Origin of the sequence: Acinetobacter sp. Leaf130 (assembly GCF_001423205.1) — a bacterium.
GTDB lineage: Bacteria > Pseudomonadota > Gammaproteobacteria > Pseudomonadales > Moraxellaceae > Acinetobacter > Acinetobacter calcoaceticus.
On sequence record NZ_LMOE01000008.1, the window covers coordinates 183,197 to 204,838 of the forward strand.

Genomic DNA, 21,642 nt, shown 5'->3' on the forward strand with positions numbered 1-21,642 from the left:
TTGAACATTTCAGGACTGATGTAAAAACAGGCTGGCACTGAAATAAAACGGATTTATCCCAGTTCGTCGTCTTCTTTCATCCGGACTATACCGTCGGCTTTGGAGTCTCACCAAATCTGCTCAAATCATAAAATTTAAGCTCGTGGGCTTGTTAATTTATCAATAAAAATTAACTTTACCACCGGTGGGGAATTACACCCCGCCCTGAAGCGATGGGTTTTATTATAGCGCGCTTGATAAAATTGGCTAGATGCTTTTGTAGAATGCTAAGTTTCTTTATGAATAAGTATTTTCACAAATGGAAATAAGCTTTTTAACAAGAGCTTACTTGTTGATATGAAAATGGAATGCTATGTTTTTTATAGAAAATTATAAATAAAATAGGTGTTTCATGCAGATAAGAGATGATTATCCCCTTAGGAATACTTTATTTATTCAGCATCTCCATATTTTTAGTTATGTATTTATGGCGGTCAGTATTCTTTATTTAATTGCTGCTAATTGGTTAATGCTTCCAGACAGCATTCAGCTAGCCATCCCACCACTTATATTACTTGTGACAGCATGGATCAGCATAAAAGATACCTTAAGTGAAGGAGTTAGGCAGACTTTACATGGTATTTGCGGCTTGATGGTAGGCTTAAGTTTGGCTGTAATCGGGCAGGTCTATCAAACTGGAGCAGACAGTTATTTACTTTTCCTGATTTGGACATTGCTGTTATTACCTTGGCTATATCGACCCAATATTGGAATCTTTGCTTTAATTTGTATTACTAGCCAACTTACACTTTTTTTATTTTTTAAGCAGACTTTTTGGTTGGAAAAGTTTCCTTATTTATATCTGTTTGCTTTGAATTTATTAAGCCTTATAGAATTTTGGGTATGTATAAAGAAGTATCGTGCTTTACGTTTCGTCTTTATCGCTTGGTTTGCAGTCATTTCAATCATTGGAATGATCCAATATTTATCTGGTGAAAATATTCCTTATCTGATCTCGGCTTTCTTTTCAGGAATAATCGGTTTTTATTATTTCTTCAAAAAAGATGATCAATTATGTGCCAGCTTAATGGCCGCTGTTCTTGGCGTGACTGCAACAATATGGCTTGTAGATAGGATCAATGACTTATTTAAAGATTCAAATGAGTTCATTTTTTTATTCATTGCAGGCATTATTTTTATCTGGTTTGCGCTGATTAGTTATTTTTTAATAAAAATTTTTCGTCAAAGTCGCTTTTATATAATTCCTTTAGCTATTGGAGCTTGGCTTGCTGGACTGGCCCTTGCTACTTTTACTCTCGTGTTCTGGGAAGCTGTTTCTTTAATTATAGGAGTTATTTTTGTTTGTATAGCTTCTATTTTATTGAAAAAATCTCAACACTACTTTTTTCGGCAATTTGCCTATTGTTTATTCATAAGTGGTCAGACTGCTTTTTTGTTTCATCTAGAGTCTGAAACAGATCAGATGTTGTGGGTGTTAATTGCACAGATTTTTATTCTCTGTATAAGTTATTTTTTTAAACCCCATTGGTTCTTTATTTTAATTCAAATGCTTGCTACTTATGGCATAGCATTTATTTACTTATTACAAATGGATCACTCATTGTGGTCGTTAAACTCCACTCAGATTTATTTAAATTTAACCCTGCTCAGCTATTTTGTTTTTAGTTTGGTATTCTTGCCGAAGGCTAAATCGATAGTTCAATATGAGCGTAGTATCTATTTATGTGTGCTTACGGTAGTTGTAGTAGCTACTTTCTTTGATACTTTTATGGGACTGGTTCTAGATAGTTCGGAAGATCGGCAGATATGGATTTTCTATTTATTACCTAGTCTTTGGTTGCTTTGCTTTAGTATTTTTTATTTGTATAAGCAGTTGCATGGAGTAGTGTTTTTCGCATTCTTACTTTTTGGTGCATTGCTCATTGCACTTGGCTATTTTGAAGTTTTCATTTTATTTATCATTCTAACATGGGCGATAAAAAAGAAAGATTATATTGTTTATGGCGTCACTCTATTAGTATTTGTTTTAGTACTTTGGCAGCTTTATTACAACTTACAAATAACTTTTTTGGCAAAGAGTGCATCGATTTTGATTTCTGGTCTTGTTCTATGGGCTTTATATTGGTTGCTCCACCAAGAAAATCAACGCCATCTTATTGAAGGAGAAAAATAATGAAGAAATATTTTTCTCTTATTCTGGCTATAGCTACCACATTATTTTTTGTGGGATTGATAGCGAAAAATGAATGGCATTTGGATCATAGTAAAAGTATTTTTATTGAGCTTAAGCCAGTTGATCCTCGTTCAATTTTACAAGGTGACTATATGGCATTGGCTTATGAATTAAATTTACAATCTCTTAAAGCCCTCTTAGGAAGTGAAGGTGAGGCTCTAGATCAGGTGATTTTTAATCGTCCTTCTATTCCAGCAAAAGTTATTTTGGATTCACAAAACCGCGTAGTTCGTACAGTTTTAGATATCAATAATTCATTTGCTGGGCAAAGATTAATTTTAAAAAACCCTGAAAATCGTTTTCAAGCTTTATATCCTGCCTCTCGCAGCTTCTTGTTTGCTGAAGGCTTGGCCCAATGCTATGAAAAAGCCAAATATGCTGAATTTAAGGTAAATACAAAAGGAGAGGCGATTCTGTTTGATTTGCGAGGAGAGGGGCTTCAACCATTAAATTGCAAACAGCAAAAGAACTGGTGGGAAGGAACCATTTAGGATTTATAAAATGATAAAAGCCCGTCAATGCGGGCTTTTTTTATTCTAAGAATAAATTAGGCAACTTGAACAGGAATACAATTCGCTGTGTGGTTGACTGTATTATTTGGGTTAGCATAGACCAAACGTGGTTTATGAATATTTGCTTCAGCTTCAGTAAAATCACCAAATGTAGCAATAATCACTAAATCACCGACATCTGCTTGATGTGCAGCACCACCATTTACTGAAATAATTCCAGAGTTATCTTCACCACGAATTGCATAGGTCGTGAAGCGTTTGCCATTGGTTACATTCCAAACATGAATTTCTTCATATTCACGAATACCAGCTAAGTCCATCAATACGCCATCAATTGCACAAGAACCTTCATAGTGAAGTTCAGCATGGGTTACAACTGCGCGGTGAATTTTGCATTTTAATAAACGAGATAGCATGGCTAGCGTCTCCTGAGTAGACCTAAGAATAAGATCTTATGGTGAAATCTTTAGCTTTTGCTGTTGGCAAAGTGGCTGATGCGCATTTTGCTCCTAAAAAAGCAAGATAGCAAGCTTGATTGTTCAACAATTTAAGTTGGTTTATACGCATTAATTTGATTCATGGCCTGTGGAACTTGTCCTTGAACAAGTAATTTCACTTTAGAAAGGGCATGATCAATTGCTGCATCCATCAGACATTGTTCACTACTTGGTGCTTTCCCAAGTACATGACCTGAAACTCGCTCTTTTGAGCCAGGATGTCCGATACCAATACGTAAACGATGAAAATTTGGACCAATATGAGGGACAATGTCACGTAAACCGTTATGACCACCATGTCCTCCGCCTGTTTTTAGACGAATTACACCAGGGTTCATATCAAGTTCATCATGAGCAATCAAAATTGCTTCAGGAGCAATTTGATAAAATTTTGCAAATGGAACTACACTTTGTCCAGAACGGTTCATAAATGTAGTGGGTAGAAGTAGACGGACATCGTGTCCTTCTATATTACCACGTCCGCTGATTCCGTGAAATTTCGGATCATTTTTTAATGTAATGCCATATTTATTAGCAAGCTGTTCAATGAACCAAAAGCCTGCATTATGGCGGGTTTGGGCATATTCTGAACCAGGATTGCCCAAACCAACAATTAGCGAAATATTTGACACTAATCTACGCCTTTCAACACTTATGCGCGTTTGAAGTCAGCGTGCATAGGAGTGTTTTTAGCTGGGTGACGTTGTAACGCTTGGATTTTAACGTTTTCAACTTTGTCGCCAACTTGGATTTCTATAACTTCTTCAAAGAAAGCATTGTTTTCTAAAGCTTTTACAAGCTGACGAAGTTCTAAAGTAATAGCTACAGGCTCAGCATTGCCACCATAAATGATAGCTGGAATTAATGCTTCGTGACGAAGGCGGCGGCTCGCACCTTTCCCTTGTTTGTCTTCAGCACGCGCTTGAGCGTTTAATACGAAGTTTGACATGAGTAAATCCTCATTAAAGTTAAATAGACTAAACTTGCGACCAGTTTAGTGATAGAAAACCCCAGCCAAAGCCAGGGTTCATAAAAGCTGCGGTATTATAAACTATCGAACATCGCACTGATAGATTCTTCGTTATTAATACGACGAATCGTTTCAGCAACCATGCTAGCAACAGAAACCTGGCGGATTTTGCCCAAGGTTAATGCTTCTTCAGAAAGAGGAATAGTGTCAGTGACAACTAATTCATCAATAACTGAATTACGTAAGTTTTCAATAGCCTTGCCAGAAAGTACAGGGTGAGTTGCGTATGCAACTACACGGCGTGCACCAAATTGCTTAAGCGCATCAGCTGCTTTACACAATGTACCGGCAGTATCAACCATGTCATCTACGATAACGCAATCACGATCTTTTACGTCACCAATTAAATGCATAACTTGCGATTCATTGGCTTTTTGACGACGTTTATCAATAATTGCTAAATCGATGTCACCCATCTGTTTGGCAACGGCACGAGCACGTACTACGCCACCAACGTCAGGAGAAACCACCATAAGGTTATCATGCGATTGTTGACGTAAGTCAGCAAGCAAAGCAGGAGTACCATAGATGTTGTCGACTGGAATATCGAAGAAACCCTGAATTTGGTCAGCATGTAAGTCAATCATTACGACACGATCAATACCAACAGTGGTAAGCATGTCTGCAACAACTTTAGCTGTAATCGGCACACGTGCAGAACGTGGGCGACGGTCTTGGCGAGCATAACCAAAATACGGGATAACGGCTGTAATACGACCAGCACTTGCACGACGCAAAGCATCTGCCATAACCAAGATTTCCATAAGGTTATCATTGGTAGGGGCACAAGTAGGCTGAACGATAAATACGTCTTTACCACGAACATTTTCAGTAATTTCTACTGAAATTTCTCCATCAGAAAAGTGACCGACTGATGCAGCACCTAGAGGGATATGTAAGTGACTTACGACTTTTTGAGCGAACTGTGGATGAGCATTTCCACTAAAAACGACAAGATTGGGCATGAAGCACCCTTGGCGGTTGGTATGTAATTAAATAGATGGCAGGGGCGGCTGGATTCGAACCAACGGATGCCGAGATCAAAACCCGGTGCCTTACCACTTGGCGACGCCCCTAATGCGGCAGAACTTTAATATTTTTGCAATGCAATGTCAAGATGAATCAACAAAAAGCATAGCAATTAAGTCTGTCTTTAAAATAAGAGAATGGCAGGGGCGGCTGGATTCGAACCAACGGATGCCGAGATCAAAACCCGGTGCCTTACCACTTGGCGACGCCCCTAAATTCGATGATATATATGATGGCAGGGGCGGCTGGATTCGAACCAACGGATGCCGAGATCAAAACCCGGTGCCTTACCACTTGGCGACGCCCCTAATATAATCATCATTACAGGTGAGGTTGGCAGGGGCGGCTGGATTCGAACCAACGGATGCCGAGATCAAAACCCGGTGCCTTACCACTTGGCGACGCCCCTAACGTGTAACCTTAAAATGATTAAGAGGAGATTCTTTTAAACTATTTACCAAGTAAGATTTACATGGTGAATGCTTAAGAATTTCATCAATATTCATTTCATTCGTTACTTCAATAAAAACACAAGCACCTGTACCTGTAAGCTTTGCTTGACCAAACTGATCTAAATATTGCATTGCTTCTTCCACTTCAGGGTATAACTGTCGGGCCAATGGCTCAAAGTTATTTCCAAAATTAGAAGGTTCTAACTGATAGGCGCAAAATTTAGTGGTCTTAGAGTCTCTTGTCAATGTTTTTTGCGAAAAAAGCAATTGAGTGCTGATAAAACAATCAGGTTTTAAAATAATGAACTGTTTTTGATCTAAGTCTATGAATGATAAATGTTCACCAATACCTTCAGCCCATGCATTTTTACCATAAATAAAAATAGGAACGTCGGCACCGAGCTTTACGCCATAGTCTGCAAGTTGTTCTTGATTCAGGCCACATTCCCATAATTGATTTAACACAATCAAGGTTGTGGCAGCATTGGATGAACCTCCGCCTAAACCAGCACCCATTGGAATATTTTTTTCAATTTTGATGTTTAGACCGCAGAATTTTTTTGCGTGCGGTCTTAATATTTGAGCAGCCCGATAAATCAGGTTTTCTTCAGGTCGAACTTCACTCAATCCATCAATTTCAATTTGTTCATCTAAAGTCGGTGTAAATATCATCCAGTCATATAAATCAATGAGTTGGAAAATGGTTTGTAATTCATGATAACCATTTTCACGGCGTCCTGTAATATGTAAAAACAGGTTGAGCTTAGCTGGAGAAGGGACTCGAATCATAGATTTATATAATTAGACTTAGCGGTTTTGGATGACCATTGTAATACGGTTTTCTTTATCTTCAGCAAGAGCTTGCTTTAAAACCAGTTTGTTTGGCAAAGTTTGTTCACCATCATAACTGAAATTAACTGTCCAGCCGTCTTCAATGAGTTGGTTTACACGATTTTCATTATCTTTACTGATTTGAGCACTTAAAGTTGCAGGTTTAGCCAATATCCAACTTGTTAAATGAGTAATTGGTGCTTGCCAACCAGTTGCGCGCTCTAAAAGTTCTTCAGGAGAGGCCGCAGTAATTAACCCTGTTTTAGCACTATTTAACTTCACTTCACCGGGTTTACCCTGAATTTGGGTTTTTCCTACACCTAAAATGCCGCTTAATTCAATATCAAAATTATCTTGTTGTTGAACCCACGTGAAAAAGGCACTACCAGTTTGCTGTGGTGTGCGAACCCCAATCTTACCTTGTAAATTAAAGTGTTTTTCGTCTTGAACTTGCTGGGTAACCGCGGGTTTAGGTTGAGTAAAATGCTGACAACCGGTTAGAAATAATACACTTGATCCACAGATCGCTGTGCACAGTTGGGCAAATTTGCTCATATATTTAACTCTTTTTTGCAGATGTAGGTAAAATTAACGCATCAAGCTGTTGTAATTGTGGATCATTGGCATGTTTTTGTTTCAGTTGTTGTAACACAGCGCTAAATTGAGTTAATGATCCTTGCATATACAGGGCTTTAGCATAACGAACGCCAATATTTACATTATGGCTGAGTTCATAAGCTTTGCCTAAAGCTTCTGCTGCACCTTCATAATCATTCTGTAAAAATGCAATATAGCCAAGCGTATCTAGAATTGAGGCCTGTTCCGGCGCATATTCTAAGGCTTGTTCTGCATATTGACGTGCTTCTTTTAACCTACGGTTTTGCAGGGCTAGTGTATAGGCATATGCATTTAGATAAGTTGGGCTGTTGGGCTCAAGTTGTAATAATTGCTTTAATGTTTTATCGAGTTTATCGCGGTCAGTATATGGATCAAGTAATAAAACTTCTGCGTAAATGAGTTCCGGATCATCCGGTAAATTCTTTATCGCTTCATCTAATAAATTTAAGGCAGCTTTTTTATTGCCCATTTTCTTTAAAATTTCAGCTTGAGCTTGATATAAGAAACTTGCATGTTGAGGGTAATTTACGCGTTCTTGAGTGAGGAACCGTAAAGCATCGTGTAAATTATCTTGCTTATCATAAATCGCAATCAGATTACGTCTTGAAACAACGTATAAACTGCCATCAACTAAGCGATAGTAAGCTTTTGCTGATTCATAATGTTGTTTGCGTTCTGCATTAATTGCTAAGTAGTAATAAGCCTCATTTTGGTATTTTGCAGAGTTTCGTAGGTCAACAAGATATTGTTCTGCTTTGTCATATTGTTTTAAATCAATGCTGGTTAAGCCTGCAATAAACAATGCTTCTTCAGCTTTGGGATTAGCCTCTATAACGTTTTCAAGCTTTTCTAAAGCCAGTTGAGATTGATTAAGTTGTATAAGGTAACGGATTTCAGCTAAACGAATATCTAAATTTTTCTTATATTTACGGCTGGACTTTGCATACCATTTAAGCGCACCTTCTTGATCGCTAAGAGCAATGAGTAGGTTTGCTTTCATTAAAATAAAGCTCGTCACTTTAGGACGTCGGCGTAGTGCCTTGTTAATGTTGGTTAGAGCAGATTCTAATTGGCCATTTTGGGCTTCTAGGTTGGCGATAAGAGCTAAAATAGAAGGGTTGTTTTTTTCAGAGCTAGAACGTAAAGCTGTTAATAATACTTCTCGATCTTGAGCATTTTCTGGGGCAATACTCGCTAAAATTTGTTCTAAATCGGCAGTCGGATCTATTTTTAAAATTTTATCTAATGTTTCAGCGGCAAGCTGATATTCATGTGTTTTTAACGCAATATGTGACAAATAGAATAAAGCAGGTACATCTTTGGGTTCTTGGGCTACCCAATGTGTAGCAATGTTTAAAGCGGCTTGAAAATCATTATATTCAAGGGCAACATCTAAAGCTCGCTGTTTAATTGAAGTAGAGTTACTTTTGATTGCGAGTACTGTGTAATTGTGCAAAGCGTTAGGAATGTCATCATAAGCCAGAGCAAATTCAGCGACCATAGTTTGCTCTAATGCCTGATCAAATGAATGCACGGCATAGGTCTCTTGCACAGGGCGTGCATAGACATGCGAGGACATGCTACCTAACAATAAGAATGTGGTAGAATACTGTCTTATCGAAGCACCGTTAAAATTAATACGGCTATTCATTTGACGCAATTTTTATTGATCCAAAGTAATGCTTTTTATGACACCGATGTTGCACAATAGCATAAATTTAGCGAAATGATGATCTGATATGTCTTTCTTTGCATTGGGTGTCAACCATCAAACAGCTTCTGTCGAACTCCGCGAACAAATTGCTTTCAATGCAGAGCGATTAAGTCGTTTGCTTGCCGAACAAAGCCATCACCAAAGCTTAAAGGATTTGGTAGTTGTTTCGACGTGTAACCGTACAGAAGTTTATGCCATGGCGGAAAATGCCGAAAGCCTTCTGAAATGGTTAGCTGATGCCAATAATATTGATGTACAGCACTTAATTCATCATGTTTATCGTTACGAGAACACGCAGGCAATTACACATTTAATGCGAGTAGCGAGCGGCTTAGACTCTCTCATGCTCGGTGAGCCGCAAATTTTAGGGCAAGTTAAAAGTGCTTTGGCATTGTCTAAAGAAGCTCAAACCGTCTCTCCTGAATTAAACAGTGTTTTTGAATATGCTTTTTATGCAGCTAAACGTGTACGTTCCGAAACTGCGGTGGGCAGCCATGCCGTTTCGATGGGGTATGCGGTTGCACAATTGGCTTTACAGGTTTTTAGTAAGCCCGAAAAACTTACTGTGATGGTTGTTGCTGCAGGTGAAATGAATAGCTTGGTTGCTAAACATTTGGCTGAAATGGGCGTCGCCAAAATTATTATTTGTAATCGTAGCCGTGAGCGTGCTGACCAATTGGCTCAAGAGATTTCACATCAGGTTGAAGTTGAAATTATTGATTTTTCAGCATTGGCTGAAAACTTGTATCGTGCTGATGTGGTGTCGAGTTGTACTGGTAGTTTATATCAAGTTATTGCTTATCCTGATGTTAAGGCTGCATTAAAGAAACGTCGCTATCAACAAATGTTAATGGTTGATTTAGCTGTGCCCCGTGATATAGATCCTAAAGTTGAAGCGCTTGATGGTGTCTATTTGTATGGTGTTGATGATTTACAAAGTGTGATTGAGGAAAACCTCGCTCAGCGTCGTCAGGCGGCTGTTGAAGCGGAAGTGATGGTGAATCAATTAGCTACCCAGCTTATTACTCATCAAAAAGTTAAAGAGGCAGGCAGCACAATTCACGCTTACCGCCAACATAGTGAAGACGTTAGTCAACAAGAGCTGACGCATGCATTAGAGGCTTTGCAACATGGTGAGAATGCTGAGCAAGTATTACAGCAATTCGCGCATCGTTTGACGCAAAAGCTTATGCATCCAACATCTATTTTGCTACGCGAAGCTGCCAAGGCCGAAAATCCTGATTATTTTGAATGGTTACAACAGCATTTACAGGATGTGTTTGATCATGAGCGTAAGTCAAAACATTAAGACAAGAGTCTTAAACTAATTTGTTTGGTTAATTCATTAAGCTGTTGTCTTAAATTTCTTGATTCAATTAGAGAAATCGGCGATTTAAGTTTCTGACGTAAATATCTTTCTTTTAGGCCTAAAGCATATTCTTGGGCTAATTTATCGGCCACTTCTGGTGCCTGCGTTAATGCCTGAATATTGGTTCTTTGCATAATATCGGCAATTTCATGGCAATAGCTGCTACAAGCACCTAAAACATAATAAGTTGCAAGCTCTTGATCATCCGGTAAGTCATCAAAAATACGATTTAAAATTGCCAGTACTTTTGCTAATAATTCATCTTGATGAATATAGGCACGTAACCCTTCAAAATGAATATAAAGAAAAGGGTGGTGCATCAAAATTGCAATTGCAAAGTCTTCATCTTTAGTATGAATGTTAAATGAGAGCGAGGCATCATGGCTGATTTGTGGTGTAAAACGTTTACCCAGTCCGAGTTTTTCACGGAAAGATTGATTGAGTAAATAACGGAACGAACCCTGTTTGGGTAATAGTTCAGTCAGTTCTCGGAGTTCTCCCATGACCAAGCTTTTGCCTTCAGGGGTACTGATGTCATGTTGACCTGTTAAATGGGCAAAGACAAAATCAGACAAAAGAGGGGACTGTTGTAGTAGTTTTTGGAAATTTTCAAGCCCTTCACGACGGATCAGAGAATCGGGGTCATGGTCATTCGGTAGTACGAAAAATTTGAGTTCACGACCATCATTGAGAAGTGGTAAAGCAATTTCTAACGTTCTGCGTGCTGCTTTTTGACCCGCAGCATCGCCGTCAAAAGCAATGGTAATACGGCTATTTTGTTTAAATAAAATATTAAGATGTTCTGTATTACTTGCTGTTCCTAAAGTTGCAACAGCTCCTGTAATGCCATATTGCTGAAGTGCAATGACATCCATGTAGCCTTCAACCATTAACCAGTCGTTAGACTTAAGTTTTCTACCTTCATAAAGCCCGTAAAGTAGCTGATTTTTATGGAAGACCTCTGAGTCAGGCGAGTTAATGTATTTGGGCTTAATCTCATCATTTAAGGCACGTCCACCAAAACCAACGACGCGGCCTTTCGGGTCTCGAATCGGAAAAATCACACGGTCACGTAATAAGTCAAAATCACGACCATTATCGCTTGAACGGATAAGCCCAAGTTGCTTTAAACCATCAATGTCATAAGGAAAAGCTTTCTCTAGGTGTTGCCAATCTTCTGGTGCATAGCCTAAGCGCCAAAATTGAATCGTCTGATTAGTTAAGCCACGTTGTTTAAAGTAGTTTTTTGCTTTTTGACTGTTAGGTAATTGGTGTTCATAGAACTGTGCAATATTTTCCAGTAAGTCATATAAATTACCTTCTTGAACAGGTTCCTCAAAGTTGAAAGGCTGTTCAAATTGGGCAAAAGGGTCATCAAAAAATACTGGTTCAAGCGAGTTGTAGCTATCATCTATTGGCTGCTGAGGAACAACGGGCTCCGCCGTATTTGCTTTAGCAACTGGCGGCTTCGTAACCTGACGGGTATAAGACAGTTTTTTGTTTTCGGTATTATCTTTGGGTAGTTCAACTCCAGCGCTACTCGATAACTCTTTCATTACATCTATAAAGTTTCGGTTATCAATGTCCATCAGAAAACGGATCGCGTTACCGTTGGCCTGACAGCCAAAGCAGTGATAATACTGCTTGTCTCGATAGACGTGGAACGATGGAGATTTTTCTTGATGAAAAGGGCAACAGCCGGAATATGTACGTCCCGTCTTTTTCAGTTTCACACGCTGACCAATCAGATCGACAATATCTGTGCGATCTAAAATTTGATCAATCGTATGTTGTGGAATTGCCATAATTCAGATAACCGTATTAAAACTGATGAGAGAGTGAGTCAGAATATTCTGACATGATGAGGCAAGATCTATCCAATAAATATTTTAATATTTTATAAAAACAAACAGGCAAGTGATATCACTTGCCTGTTTGTTGATGTTTTTTAAAGCTTAAACTTATTGAGCAGCGTCATCTACACCTTGTTTCGCATCATCTGATTGAGAATCAGTTGATGTATCTGTAGAGGTAACAGCAGGAGCAACAGTTGTATTTTCTGCTGCTTGTGGCTCAGGTTTGTCTAATAAACCAAAGCTTAAACGGTTTGTCCAACTACGTTCTGATTTTGGTGCTTCAACTTGTGTTTGCTCTGGCTCAGCAGTTTCTTCTTTATCTGAATTGCCAATTAAACCGAAGCTAACACGATTAAGGAAGCCACGTTTTGGAGCTTCTGATTCACTTGTGCTTTCTGGTGTTGCGGCAGTAGATTCACGGCCAAAAATACCTAAAGTCGCACGGTTAATCCAGTTGCCTTCTTTACGAGCAGCACGCATGTTAACTGTGCCGTCTTTTTTCACAAGACTAGGATAATTGAGTTTTAAAACTTCAATATATTGTTGTGAAGTTGCTTTATCGCCTAATTTGTCATAGCTGTATGCCAAAGTTGCTAAAGCTTCTGGAACTTGAGGAGTTTGTGGATAATGTTCAATTACCCATTGAGAACGCTCTGCAGCAGCGATCCAAGCTTTACGTTTAACATTAAAACGTGCAGCAGTCATTTCATTTTCAGCAAGTTCTTGTCCAATAAATTTCATGCGTTGAGCGGCATCAACAGAATATTGGCTACTTGGGAAACGACGAATTAAATCAACAAAATTTTGATAAGCAACTTTTAAATAGCTCACATCACGATGAGATTGTTGCAAAGATGTATAGCGCATCAAACTATCGTAGTTTTGCTCCATATTCGCTACAGCACGAACATAATAAGCATAATCTACATTTGGATGCTGAGGATTTAAACGAATAAAACGTTCCGCTAAGGCAATTGAGCCTTCATAATCTTTTTGCTTAAATTTCGAATAGAGAAGTTCAAGTTGTGCTTGTTGTGCGTATTGTCCAGTCGGATAATAAGTATCGATTGCTTCTAAAGACTTGGTCGCATCAAGATATTGACCACGGTCAAGCGACTTTTGGGCCTTTTCGAAGTAAGCTTGTTCACTAGATTGTGGGCCACTATCGACCACTTCTTTTTTACTTGGATTGCTGCTACAGCCCACAAATGCAGACGCTAAACCTAAAGATAAGGCAAGCATCGTAATTTTATAACGTGGTAGCGACATAAAAACTCCTCTGTTATGTTGGGCAATGAGCTACAATTGCGCTATTAAACCACTTTTATCTCAATGATCAAATGACTTCAGCACAATCTTCAAACACAAACTTATCTGAAACCGACTTCAATTTACTTGAAGATTCTGAGGATGCAGATAACCATACTTCTGATACAACTGCAACACGTTTATCGTTGCAAGTTCAGCTAGATGAAAGCTATCTGGGGCAACGTATCGATCAGGTAGCAGCCTTGGTGTGGAATGAGTTTTCACGTGAAAAGCTTAAACAATGGTTGAAGGATGGCCATCTGTTGGTGAATGGTAACATTGTCAAGCCAAAGCACCGTTGTGAAGGGACAGAACTGCTTACACTCGAAGTTGAGCTCGAGGCTCAAACCACGAGCCAACCTGAAAATATTCCACTTAATATTGTCTATGAAGATGACGACATTTTAGTCATCAATAAACCTGTCGGCATGGTGGTACATCCAGGGGCTGGCAATAGTTCTGGAACTTTAGTGAATGCCTTGCTTTATCATTTTCCAAAATTGTCGGAACTTTCTCGCGCTGGTCTAGTACATCGTATTGATAAAGATACCAGCGGTTTGTTAGTCGTTGCTAAGAGTCTTGAGGCACAATTTTCTTTAAGCAAACAGTTGGCAAATAAATCGGTTTACCGTGTATACGACTTAGTTGTTTATGGAAATATTATTGCTGGCGGTACTATTGATGAACCTATCAAACGCCATCCAGTTGACCGTGTGAAAATGGCGATTTTACCGGGTGGGCGCGATGCTGTGACCCATTACAATGTAAAAGAACGCTTTAGAGATTTTACACGTGTACAAGCTCGTCTTGAAACAGGTCGAACTCATCAGATTCGTGTGCATTTTAGTTATATCGGTTATGGACTGATTGGCGATCAGATTTATATGAATCGTGTACGTGTACCTGCAGGGGCGTCTGAATTACTCATTGATACTTTACGTGGTTTTAAACGCCAAGCATTGCATGCAGCTAAATTGGGCTTAAAACATCCTCGTACTGGTGAAGAAATGTTATTTGAAGCGCCGTGGCCTGAAGATTTTACACATTTAGTGAATGTGTTACGTTCAGAAAACGCTGCATATTAAGGACGCGTATATGGAATTTGTTCAAGGGTTACCTCAAGGCGTATGTGTAGGGCAGACACGTGTTCAACATCCTTTGGCATTACCAACGGATCAACTTGAGTTGTCTGGTTTTAATCTGGCTTTACATGTCAACGATGAGGCACAACGTGTTCAGCAACATCGCATGATATTGTTAGATGTGTTTGCGAAGTTCGGTGTTAAAAAAATGACATGGATGACTCAAACACATAGTACGATTTGCCATACAGTAAATGAACAAATTCCTTTTAAGGCATTAATCGGTGATGGTTTGGTCACTCAAACTAAAGGCCATGCTTTAATGATGATGACCGCTGATTGTTTACCTATCGTCTTAGGAAATGCTGAAGGTACGGAAGTCGCAAACTTGCATGCAGGTTGGCGAGGTTTAGCTGGCGGGATTGTTGAAAATACAGTTGCCGCGATGCAGAACCCTCCAACTTGGGCATGGTTAGGAGCTGCGATTAGTCAACCTTGTTTTGAAATTGGGGCCGAAGTAAAGGCTGCTTTTTGTGATAAATATCCAGAGTTAGGAACAGCTTTTGTTGAGGGGGCAGCTCCAAATAAATTTCATGCAGATTTATATGCAATTGCGCGTTTTATTTTGCAGAGTCTAGGTGTGAAACAGGTTTTAGGTGGAGATCAATGTTCTTATCAACAGAGCGATGATTATTTTTCTTATCGCCGTGATGCGAAGACTGGACGTATGGCTACCTTTGTTTTTATATAAGCTTTATAAACATAAGTAAATTCACTCTCTTATTTTGTCGTAATTAAACAGAATAAGAGAGTTTTTATTGAGTTTGAAAATATTACGATTGTGAACCGTATTGAAACGCTTATATTTCATATTTATAGATGTAGGTTTAGCAAGCGCTAATAAAATGATAAAATAGAAAAAATCGCTCAAAATTTTAATCTTATGTCTTTGCCTGAAAAACATCTCTCTATTGTCTACCACAGTCCATATGGTCATACCGCCAAGGTAGCTTTCGCTATTGCTGCTGGTGCAGAGGTGATGGGGGTAAAAGTACATCTAATGAATATTGAACATATTGATTGGGATGCGCTTGATGCATCACAAGGCATTATTTTCGGATCTCCTACCTATATGGGAAGTATGACTGCCGACTTTAAAAAGTTTATGGACAGTACTTCTAAGCGTTGGAAAGAGCGCTTATGGCAAGGCAAGCTTGCGGCTGGCTTTGCAAATTCGGGCGGATTGAGTGGCGATAAACTAGCGGTATTACAACAATTAAATATTTTTGCCATGCAACATGGCATGTTGTGGTCAGGTTTACCTTTAATGACGACAGGGCATAGTGAAAAAGATTTAAACCGATTATCGAGTTGTTTAGGCTTAATGACCCAGTCAGACAATGCTCCTGTTGAGATCACTCCTCCACAAGGTGACTTAGATACAGCTAAGTGGTTTGGTGAATATATTGCTGGACTTTTATATAGGCTAAATTAATAAATTCCATAACAAAAAAGCCTCTAAAAAAGAGGCTTTTCATTAAATTACTTATGAAATATACGAGCTTTATCACGTTGCCAGTCACGGTCTTTTTCAGTTGCACGTTTGTCGTGAAGTTGTTTACCTTTCACAAGTGCAATTTCAAGTTTAACCAAGTGACCTTTCCAGTAACACGCCAAAGGAACACACGAGTAACCTTTTTGGTTAACTGCACCCATCAGGTGTTCAAGCTGACGGCGGGAGAGCAATAACTTACGGGTACGTGTTGCTTCAGGTACCACATGGGTCGAAGCCGATAATAAAGGCTGAATTTGTGAGCCAAGTAAAAATGCTTCGCCATTCTTGAAAATGACATAACTTTCCGTCAAAGTCATGCGCCCAGCACGTAAGGATTTTACTTCCCAACCTTGAAGTGACATGCCCGCTTCAAATTTTTCTTCGATAAAATAATCATGACGGGCACGTTTATTTTGTGCGATTGTTCCGCCATTATGTTTCTTTACTACTGTTGCTTTCGCCATAATTCAAACTTCCACAATTATGCCTATTGTGCCGTAAACTGATGCTAAGGTGAAGTTTTTCCTGCACATGAATATTTCGCCTCATGTATAACTTTTGCTAAAATAGGTTCACAATACAATTAGAGTACTAGCGGATGTCTAAAACGCGTGTAATTTATCCTGGAACATTTGACCCCATCACGAATGGACACGTTGATTTAGTTACTAGAGCATCAAGAATGTTTGATGAGGTTGTAGTAGCAATTGCAATTGGACATCATAAGAACCCCTTGTTCAGTCTAGAAGAAAGAGTTGAACTGGCACAATCATCTTTAAGCCATCTATCAAATGTTGAATTTGTAGGCTTCGATGGTTTACTGGTTAATTTTTTCAAAGAACAAAAGGCAACCGCAGTACTTCGTGGTTTAAGAGCGGTTTCTGATTTTGAATATGAATTTCAACTTGCCAATATGAACCGTCAACTTGACCCACATTTTGAAGCGGTGTTTTTAACACCATCTGAGCAGTACTCTTTTATTTCTTCGACATTGATTCGGGAAATTGCTCGTTTAAAAGGGGATGTAACCAAGTTTGTTCCGCAAGCTGTGGTTGAGGCCTTTGAACGTAAACATCAACAAGGTTGGTAACGTGTCGTTATATATCACCGATGAATGCATAAACTGTGATGTTTGTGAACCAGTTTGCCCGAATGAAGCAATTTTCATGGGTGAAGTGATTTATGAAATTCATCCAGATTTGTGCACTGAATGCGTTGGTCATCATGACCAACCGCAATGCCAATTGTTTTGTCCTGTAGATTGTATTCCTAAAGATCCAGAGCATGAGGAAACGGAAGAACAGCTATTCGACAAATATAAAAAACTAATTGCTCAAAAAAGCACAAGCAATTAGTAAATAAATTTGTTAATATGCGCCCCTGAAGTGAGCTGGATGGTCGCTGCTGTGGAGGTCTTCGTGACTGAAGCAGGGGAGGAAAGTCCGGGCTTCATAGGGCAGGGTGCCAGGTAACGCCTGGGCGGTGAAAGCCGACGGAAAGTGCAGCAGAGAGTAGACCGCCTCATTCGTGAGGTAAGGGTGAAAGGGTGCGGTAAGAGCGCACCGCGTGTCTGGTAACAGTTCACGGCATGGTAAACCCCACCAGAAGCAAGACCAAATAGGAATCCTGAGGTACGGCCCGTACTGGATTCGGGTAGGTCGCTTGAGCGTATGAGTGATTGTACGCCTAGAGGAATGACCATCCTCGACAGAACCCGGCTTATAGGCTCACTTCACCTAATTTATTTAAAATTTTTCTTGACGTGCATTAAAGAAACTAAGATAATGCGCGCACAGTTTAAGGCTATGTAGCTCAGTTGGTTAGAGCACCGCACTCATAATGCGGGGGTCACAAGTTCAAGTCTCGTCATAGCCACCATTTTATAGACCACGCTCCTGCGTGGTCTTTTTTTATGCTTATTTTTTGATTAAACAGTTTGTAAAGACTGACTTTATAATGATGAGATGTTTTTGATTTTTTTATTAGCTTATTTATATTTAAAAAATTATTCCCGTTAGCTTAAGGCAATAAGCATCTTAATTGCAGGTGGTATTCGCTATTACCATTTTTATCTCAAATGGATGAACTCGTAACACGTGGGCACAAAGTACGAGTTACATTAAGCTTACGGTGCGCTTGGACATGTAGCATTGTTAAATGAGTTAAAACAGAAATATACAGAGCATGTATTTAGCTATGCTGACGCAGAAGGTTGTGTGCTTAACTTAGCAAATTTATTTCATTACAACCTAAAGAAATACATGTTTATGTATATGGACTTGAACTAATGATTGTTGCTGTGATTAATTGTTGTGATAAGCATAGTCACTGATGAATACATTCATTGGGAACAATTTGCTTTAACAGTTCCTGAAGATGGAGATGTTTTTATAGTTGTACTTGCCAAGTCTAATCAATTTTATAAGCGTTCGAAACATTAAATATTGATATTGAATGCCTATGTTGTGAAGGGGTATACGATACATGTGAAACTGCTATTTTGGAAGGTAAAGCAGAACATTTTGATCGATACCTCAGTGATGCAGGAAAGATTTCACAACAGAGTATGATGATTTGGGGATCGAGGGCAAAAGGTAAAAAAACTGGTATTAGATTTTTAATACATTTCTTTTGGTCGATCAATTATTTAAAACATAAATTTGCTAAAAAATGAACAAATAAAGGTGATCTGAATCTTATTTGTTCATTTGATGGAATTTAATGATTTTGAACTCTTGACCTGTTCTGCAGAACTATAGATAATGCGCACACAGTTTACGGCTATGTAGCTCAGTTGGTTAGAGCACCGCACTCATAATGCGGGGGTCACAAGTTCAAGTCTCGTCATAGCCACCATTTTAAAAACCATGCTCATGCATGGTTTCTTTTTGTCTTTTTTTTACTCATTAAAATGTTTTTCAATCATATCGAGTGTTTTTGGGCTTTGATAAAAAGGAGCTAAAATCGCTTGAAGTAACGGCTCTAAAATACCGTGTTCATTAAAGACATTCATGACTTTAGGGTAAAAACGTAAAGCTTCAGTTTGTAAATCGGTTTCGGTTAAACCAATCTCACTTAATACTTCAAATAAACTCTCGTCTTTGTAAAATTCATAAAAAACTTCTACGCCATACAAAATAAGATCTTGCATAAATTGTGACTGGCGTAATTCTTTCCAATATTCGTAAATTAAAACAAAGAACTCTTCAACATCAAGAGGAGTTAATTGTTTCATAAACTCATACATTTTTTTATGTCTAAGATCTTCCCAGACATGTCGTATCAGACTTTCTAAATCTTCAGTCGACAAAAGACTTAATTCTGTAAGTTGCTCGTGAATAAAGCTGGCAATCCAAGTTTCAAGTTTATGCTCAAGACGTTGTTGTTGTAAAAAAGAGAATTTTTTGAGTTTATGTTGCCATTCAAAATGATAGTCATCTACTCTAGATGCATTTAGAAATTTTGGTATTTTCTGTTCTAAGGTTGAGGTAGCAATATATTGGCAAAGTTGTTGAACGGCGGGGCTAGTTCTTAAAAACTGGTTGAGATAATGAGGAATATGCTCCATTTCCAAAAATTTGGAGAGCCACATTTCAAATTGGTGGTCAGATACCAAATCTTGTAGCTGAATTGGAGACTTCATAGCAGACAGATAAATACGCTGCGCAATTTCCCCAATAAACTCAAGTAAACCAGCACCTAGCTGCATTTCAAAAGCATAGCGTTTCACAACGGCTTGTAGTTGCTCTAAATCCACCACTTCATGAAGCTTGATTTCGTCAGCATGTTGCATAAAGAGTTGAATGAACTGCTGGAAATAAATAGGTGAGTTTTCTATAGATAATTGTTTTTTAAAAAATTCCACCTGCTCAAGCAAAAGTGCTTGAGCAAGTGTTATAGTTTTTGATGAGTTTTTTTGCTCAGTCATTCGCTGTCCAACCGTTGACAATCGGATAACGTCGTTCGCGGCTAAATGCACGAGAGGTAATTCTCGGACCGATAGCGCCTTGACGACGTTTGTATTCATTACGATCAACTAAACGGATGACTTTTTCAACTACTTCTTTATCAAAACCTTTGGCAATAATATCTGCCTGACTTAAATCTTCTTCAATGTATGCGTAAAGAATGGCATCTAATACATCATATGCAGGTAAAGAGTCTTGGTCTTTTTGGTCTGGGCGAAGTTCTGCTGAAGGTGGACGAGTAATAACACGTTCAGGAATAACAGGAGTTTCACTTAAGCTATTACGGTATTTTGCCAATTCAAATACGATCGTTTTATAAACATCTTTTAGAACAGCAAAACCACCAACCATGTCACCATAAAGTGTACAGTAGCCAACTGAAAGCTCAGACTTGTTGCCAGTAGCGAGTACTAAATTACCAAATTTATTTGATAAACCCATGAGTAATGTGCCGCGTGCGCGCGCTTGTAAATTCTCTTCGGTTGCATCTGCTGGTGAGTTGCCAAAGAAAGGATACAAGGTTTGCATAAAGCTATTTACAACTGAATGTATTTCAGCAATACCAAAAGTCACACCCATACGACGAGCTTGTTCTGCTGCATCTTCAACACTAATTTGAGAAGTGTAGGTATAAGGCATCATTACGGCTTGTACTTTTTCTGCACCAATTGCATCAACAGCAATAGCAAGTGTAAGGGCAGAATCAATACCACCAGATAAACCTAAAATTACACCAGGGAAACCTGAACGCTCTACATAGTCACGTGTTGCCAGAACTAACCCTTGATAGATCTCTGCAAATGTTTCTAAAGCAGGAGCTGATTCTGTGACTTTAAATGCTTTGTTTTTTGGTTCAAATTCAGCGATGTAGAGGTCTTCTTTAAAGCTTGGTGCTTGTAAAGCAATTCGACCATCTTTATTGCTGACAAAACTTGTGCCATCAAAAATTAAATCGTCTTGTCCACCTACTTGGTTAACGTAAACAATATTCAGATGAAGTTGTTTTGCAAGTTCACTTAAGGTTTGTGTACGGTGTTGTGGTTTACCGACTTCATATGGTGATGCATTGAGTACAAGAACAGTATCAACATTTAATTGGCTTAACTGTTTTACGGTATTAATTGACCAGATATCTTCACAAATCAATACGCCAAACTTATGTCCAAGATATTCAAACACCAAATGCTGATGTCCTTTTTGGAAATAACGTTTTTCATCAAAGACGCCATAGTTTGGTAAATTGTGTTTATTAAAAACACCCAAAACTTGACCGTCTTTCATGACAGCAGCAGAATTATAACGTTGACCATCTTCTGTCTGGTTTACAAATCCGAAAACCATGACAATATCTTTAACTTCGGCAAGTTGAGCAAAAGCCTTTTGCATACGTTTATTTAAATTTGGACGTAACAGTAAGTCTTCAGCCGGATAACCAATAACAGAAAGCTCGGGAAAAATAATCAGGTCAGCGTTTTGTTTTTTCGCCTGATTCACTTGCTCAATCATCTTTTTGGTGTTTGAGTCAATATTGCCAATATGCGGAGAAAACTGAGCAAGGGCAACTTTAAAACTTTTCATTCAAACCTAA

Annotated in this window: 20 protein-coding genes, 6 tRNA genes, 1 other RNA gene, 1 pseudogene and 1 riboswitch; of the genes and pseudogenes, 12 read left to right on the top strand and 16 right to left on the bottom strand. The window is 38.7% G+C overall.

Annotated features, from left to right (window positions below; all coding sequences use genetic code 11):
- Nucleotides 1-64: 64 nt before the first annotated feature.
- Nucleotides 65-215: riboswitch (FMN riboswitch) on the bottom strand.
- 176 nt (nt 216-391) lie between these two features.
- Complete coding sequence (locus tag ASF86_RS16875; protein WP_056483885.1) at nt 392-2,173, top strand: DUF2157 domain-containing protein; 1,782 nt, start codon at nt 392-394, stop codon at nt 2,171-2,173.
- Nucleotides 2,173-2,724: a GDYXXLXY domain-containing protein gene (locus ASF86_RS16880; protein ID WP_056483888.1), complete on the top strand. Its 552-nt coding sequence runs from the start codon at nt 2,173-2,175 to the stop codon at nt 2,722-2,724. The genes ASF86_RS16875 and ASF86_RS16880 overlap by 1 nt, the downstream gene beginning before the upstream one ends.
- Before the next feature lie 56 nt (nt 2,725-2,780).
- Here the strand turns inward: ASF86_RS16880 and panD are convergent, their stop codons facing one another.
- From panD to ASF86_RS16935, 11 genes are all read right to left on the bottom strand, one after another.
- Nucleotides 2,781-3,161 (bottom strand): aspartate 1-decarboxylase, encoded by a 381-nt coding sequence (gene panD, locus ASF86_RS16885; protein WP_002120296.1) that lies wholly within the window; start codon nt 3,159-3,161, stop codon nt 2,781-2,783.
- Nucleotides 3,162-3,292: 131 nt separating this feature from the next.
- Complete coding sequence (gene pth / locus ASF86_RS16890) at nt 3,293-3,874, bottom strand: aminoacyl-tRNA hydrolase (RefSeq protein ID WP_056483891.1); 582 nt, start codon at nt 3,872-3,874, stop codon at nt 3,293-3,295.
- A 20-nt stretch (nt 3,875-3,894) separates the two neighbouring features.
- Complete coding sequence (gene rplY / locus ASF86_RS16895) at nt 3,895-4,191, bottom strand: 50S ribosomal protein L25 (RefSeq protein ID WP_004641581.1); 297 nt, start codon at nt 4,189-4,191, stop codon at nt 3,895-3,897.
- 95 nt (nt 4,192-4,286) lie between these two features.
- Nucleotides 4,287-5,237, bottom strand: coding sequence for a ribose-phosphate pyrophosphokinase (locus ASF86_RS16900; RefSeq protein WP_003653329.1), 951 nt, complete (start codon nt 5,235-5,237; stop codon nt 4,287-4,289).
- Nucleotides 5,238-5,273: 36 nt separating this feature from the next.
- A tRNA-Gln gene (locus tag ASF86_RS16905) sits at nt 5,274-5,348 on the bottom strand.
- A gap of 91 nt (nt 5,349-5,439) precedes the next feature.
- Nucleotides 5,440-5,514 (bottom strand) — tRNA-Gln (locus tag ASF86_RS16910).
- A gap of 20 nt (nt 5,515-5,534) precedes the next feature.
- Nucleotides 5,535-5,609, bottom strand: a tRNA-Gln gene (locus ASF86_RS16915).
- A gap of 26 nt (nt 5,610-5,635) precedes the next feature.
- Nucleotides 5,636-5,710 (bottom strand) — tRNA-Gln (locus ASF86_RS16920).
- Nucleotides 5,709-6,542, bottom strand: coding sequence for a 4-(cytidine 5'-diphospho)-2-C-methyl-D-erythritol kinase (gene ispE, locus ASF86_RS16925; RefSeq protein WP_056483894.1), 834 nt, complete (start codon nt 6,540-6,542; stop codon nt 5,709-5,711). The genes ASF86_RS16920 and ispE overlap by 2 nt, the downstream gene beginning before the upstream one ends.
- 18 nt (nt 6,543-6,560) lie before the next feature.
- Nucleotides 6,561-7,139 carry a lipoprotein insertase outer membrane protein LolB gene (lolB, locus tag ASF86_RS16930; protein ID WP_003653326.1) on the bottom strand — a complete coding sequence of 193 codons (579 nt, stop codon included), beginning with the start codon at nt 7,137-7,139 and terminating at the stop codon, nt 6,561-6,563.
- A 4-nt stretch (nt 7,140-7,143) separates the two neighbouring features.
- The gene (locus ASF86_RS16935) at nt 7,144-8,853 is read right to left on the bottom strand and encodes a tetratricopeptide repeat protein (RefSeq protein ID WP_004641588.1); all 1,710 of its coding nucleotides are present in this window, start codon (nt 8,851-8,853) and stop codon (nt 7,144-7,146) included.
- Nucleotides 8,854-8,941: 88 nt separating this feature from the next.
- Here ASF86_RS16935 and hemA point away from each other — a divergent pair, with 88 nt between their 5' ends.
- Nucleotides 8,942-10,225 (top strand): glutamyl-tRNA reductase, encoded by a 1,284-nt coding sequence (gene hemA / locus ASF86_RS16940; RefSeq protein WP_056483897.1) that lies wholly within the window; start codon nt 8,942-8,944, stop codon nt 10,223-10,225.
- Here hemA and ASF86_RS16945 read toward each other — a convergent pair.
- Both ASF86_RS16945 and ASF86_RS16950 read right to left on the bottom strand, forming a co-directional pair.
- A complete protein-coding gene (locus ASF86_RS16945; RefSeq protein WP_005042696.1) occupies nt 10,222-12,090 on the bottom strand; it encodes a DNA primase in 1,869 nt (622 codons plus the stop codon). The genes hemA and ASF86_RS16945 overlap by 4 nt on opposite strands.
- A gap of 156 nt (nt 12,091-12,246) precedes the next feature.
- Nucleotides 12,247-13,410, bottom strand: a complete 1,164-nt coding sequence (locus ASF86_RS16950; protein ID WP_056483900.1) for an outer membrane protein assembly factor BamD — start codon at nt 13,408-13,410, stop codon at nt 12,247-12,249.
- Nucleotides 13,411-13,481: 71 nt separating this feature from the next.
- Here ASF86_RS16950 and rluD point away from each other — a divergent pair, with 71 nt between their 5' ends.
- The 3 genes from rluD to ASF86_RS16965 all read left to right on the top strand — a co-directional run bounded on the left by rluD (nt 13,482) and on the right by ASF86_RS16965 (nt 16,026).
- Nucleotides 13,482-14,534, top strand: a complete 1,053-nt coding sequence (rluD, locus tag ASF86_RS16955) for a 23S rRNA pseudouridine(1911/1915/1917) synthase RluD (RefSeq protein WP_005042691.1) — start codon at nt 13,482-13,484, stop codon at nt 14,532-14,534.
- Nucleotides 14,535-14,544: 10 nt separating this feature from the next.
- Nucleotides 14,545-15,282: a peptidoglycan editing factor PgeF gene (pgeF, locus tag ASF86_RS16960; RefSeq protein WP_056483903.1), complete on the top strand. Its 738-nt coding sequence runs from the start codon at nt 14,545-14,547 to the stop codon at nt 15,280-15,282.
- A gap of 192 nt (nt 15,283-15,474) precedes the next feature.
- Nucleotides 15,475-16,026, top strand: coding sequence for a flavodoxin family protein (locus ASF86_RS16965; protein ID WP_056483905.1), 552 nt, complete (start codon nt 15,475-15,477; stop codon nt 16,024-16,026).
- A 47-nt stretch (nt 16,027-16,073) separates the two neighbouring features.
- On the opposite strand, the gene smpB is transcribed toward ASF86_RS16965, so the two are convergent.
- A complete protein-coding gene (smpB, locus tag ASF86_RS16970) occupies nt 16,074-16,550 on the bottom strand; it encodes an SsrA-binding protein SmpB (protein ID WP_004641603.1) in 477 nt (158 codons plus the stop codon).
- 134 nt (nt 16,551-16,684) lie between these two features.
- On the opposite strand from smpB, the gene coaD reads away from it, so the two are divergent.
- The 6 genes and pseudogenes from coaD to ASF86_RS16995 all read left to right on the top strand — a co-directional run bounded on the left by coaD (nt 16,685) and on the right by ASF86_RS16995 (nt 18,942).
- Complete coding sequence (gene coaD / locus ASF86_RS16975) at nt 16,685-17,176, top strand: pantetheine-phosphate adenylyltransferase (RefSeq protein ID WP_004641605.1); 492 nt, start codon at nt 16,685-16,687, stop codon at nt 17,174-17,176.
- A gap of 1 nt (nt 17,177) precedes the next feature.
- Nucleotides 17,178-17,441, top strand: a complete 264-nt coding sequence (locus ASF86_RS16980) for a YfhL family 4Fe-4S dicluster ferredoxin (RefSeq protein ID WP_003653306.1) — start codon at nt 17,178-17,180, stop codon at nt 17,439-17,441.
- 27 nt (nt 17,442-17,468) lie between these two features.
- Nucleotides 17,469-17,824: RNase P RNA component class A (gene rnpB, locus ASF86_RS17045), an RNA gene on the top strand.
- A gap of 63 nt (nt 17,825-17,887) precedes the next feature.
- Nucleotides 17,888-17,964, top strand: a tRNA-Met gene (locus tag ASF86_RS16985).
- Between the two features lie 155 nt (nt 17,965-18,119).
- A pseudogene (locus ASF86_RS20135) lies at nt 18,120-18,760 on the top strand (hypothetical protein); the annotation flags it as partial.
- A 105-nt stretch (nt 18,761-18,865) separates the two neighbouring features.
- Nucleotides 18,866-18,942, top strand: a tRNA-Met gene (locus ASF86_RS16995).
- 43 nt (nt 18,943-18,985) lie between these two features.
- On the opposite strand, the gene ASF86_RS17000 is transcribed toward ASF86_RS16995, so the two are convergent.
- A complete protein-coding gene (locus ASF86_RS17000) occupies nt 18,986-20,014 on the bottom strand; it encodes a hypothetical protein (protein ID WP_056483908.1) in 1,029 nt (342 codons plus the stop codon).
- Nucleotides 20,007-21,632, bottom strand: coding sequence for an NAD+ synthase (locus ASF86_RS17005; protein ID WP_056483911.1), 1,626 nt, complete (start codon nt 21,630-21,632; stop codon nt 20,007-20,009). The genes ASF86_RS17000 and ASF86_RS17005 overlap by 8 nt, the downstream gene beginning before the upstream one ends.
- Between the last annotated feature and the right edge of the window lie 10 nt (nt 21,633-21,642).

Bases quoted from the DNA above. Each gene is read 5' to 3' on its own strand.
- ASF86_RS16875 (WP_056483885.1), top strand. From the start codon at position 392: ATGCAGATAAGAGATGATTATCCCCTTAGGAATACTTTATTTATTCAG.
- ASF86_RS16880 (WP_056483888.1), top strand. From the start codon at position 2,173: ATGAAGAAATATTTTTCTCTTATTCTGGCTATAGCTACCACATTATTT.
- panD (WP_002120296.1), bottom strand. From the start codon at position 3,161: ATGCTATCTCGTTTATTAAAATGCAAAATTCACCGCGCAGTTGTAACC.
- rplY (WP_004641581.1), bottom strand. From the start codon at position 4,191: ATGTCAAACTTCGTATTAAACGCTCAAGCGCGTGCTGAAGACAAACAA.
- ASF86_RS16900 (WP_003653329.1), bottom strand. From the start codon at position 5,237: ATGCCCAATCTTGTCGTTTTTAGTGGAAATGCTCATCCACAGTTCGCT.
- ispE (WP_056483894.1), bottom strand. From the start codon at position 6,542: ATGATTCGAGTCCCTTCTCCAGCTAAGCTCAACCTGTTTTTACATATT.
- lolB (WP_003653326.1), bottom strand. From the start codon at position 7,139: ATGAGCAAATTTGCCCAACTGTGCACAGCGATCTGTGGATCAAGTGTA.
- ASF86_RS16935 (WP_004641588.1), bottom strand. From the start codon at position 8,853: ATGAATAGCCGTATTAATTTTAACGGTGCTTCGATAAGACAGTATTCT.
- hemA (WP_056483897.1), top strand. From the start codon at position 8,942: ATGTCTTTCTTTGCATTGGGTGTCAACCATCAAACAGCTTCTGTCGAA.
- ASF86_RS16945 (WP_005042696.1), bottom strand. From the start codon at position 12,090: ATGGCAATTCCACAACATACGATTGATCAAATTTTAGATCGCACAGAT.
- ASF86_RS16950 (WP_056483900.1), bottom strand. From the start codon at position 13,410: ATGTCGCTACCACGTTATAAAATTACGATGCTTGCCTTATCTTTAGGT.
- rluD (WP_005042691.1), top strand. From the start codon at position 13,482: ATGACTTCAGCACAATCTTCAAACACAAACTTATCTGAAACCGACTTC.
- pgeF (WP_056483903.1), top strand. From the start codon at position 14,545: ATGGAATTTGTTCAAGGGTTACCTCAAGGCGTATGTGTAGGGCAGACA.
- ASF86_RS16965 (WP_056483905.1), top strand. From the start codon at position 15,475: ATGTCTTTGCCTGAAAAACATCTCTCTATTGTCTACCACAGTCCATAT.
- smpB (WP_004641603.1), bottom strand. From the start codon at position 16,550: ATGGCGAAAGCAACAGTAGTAAAGAAACATAATGGCGGAACAATCGCA.
- coaD (WP_004641605.1), top strand. From the start codon at position 16,685: ATGTCTAAAACGCGTGTAATTTATCCTGGAACATTTGACCCCATCACG.
- ASF86_RS17000 (WP_056483908.1), bottom strand. From the start codon at position 20,014: ATGACTGAGCAAAAAAACTCATCAAAAACTATAACACTTGCTCAAGCA.
- ASF86_RS17005 (WP_056483911.1), bottom strand. From the start codon at position 21,632: ATGAAAAGTTTTAAAGTTGCCCTTGCTCAGTTTTCTCCGCATATTGGC.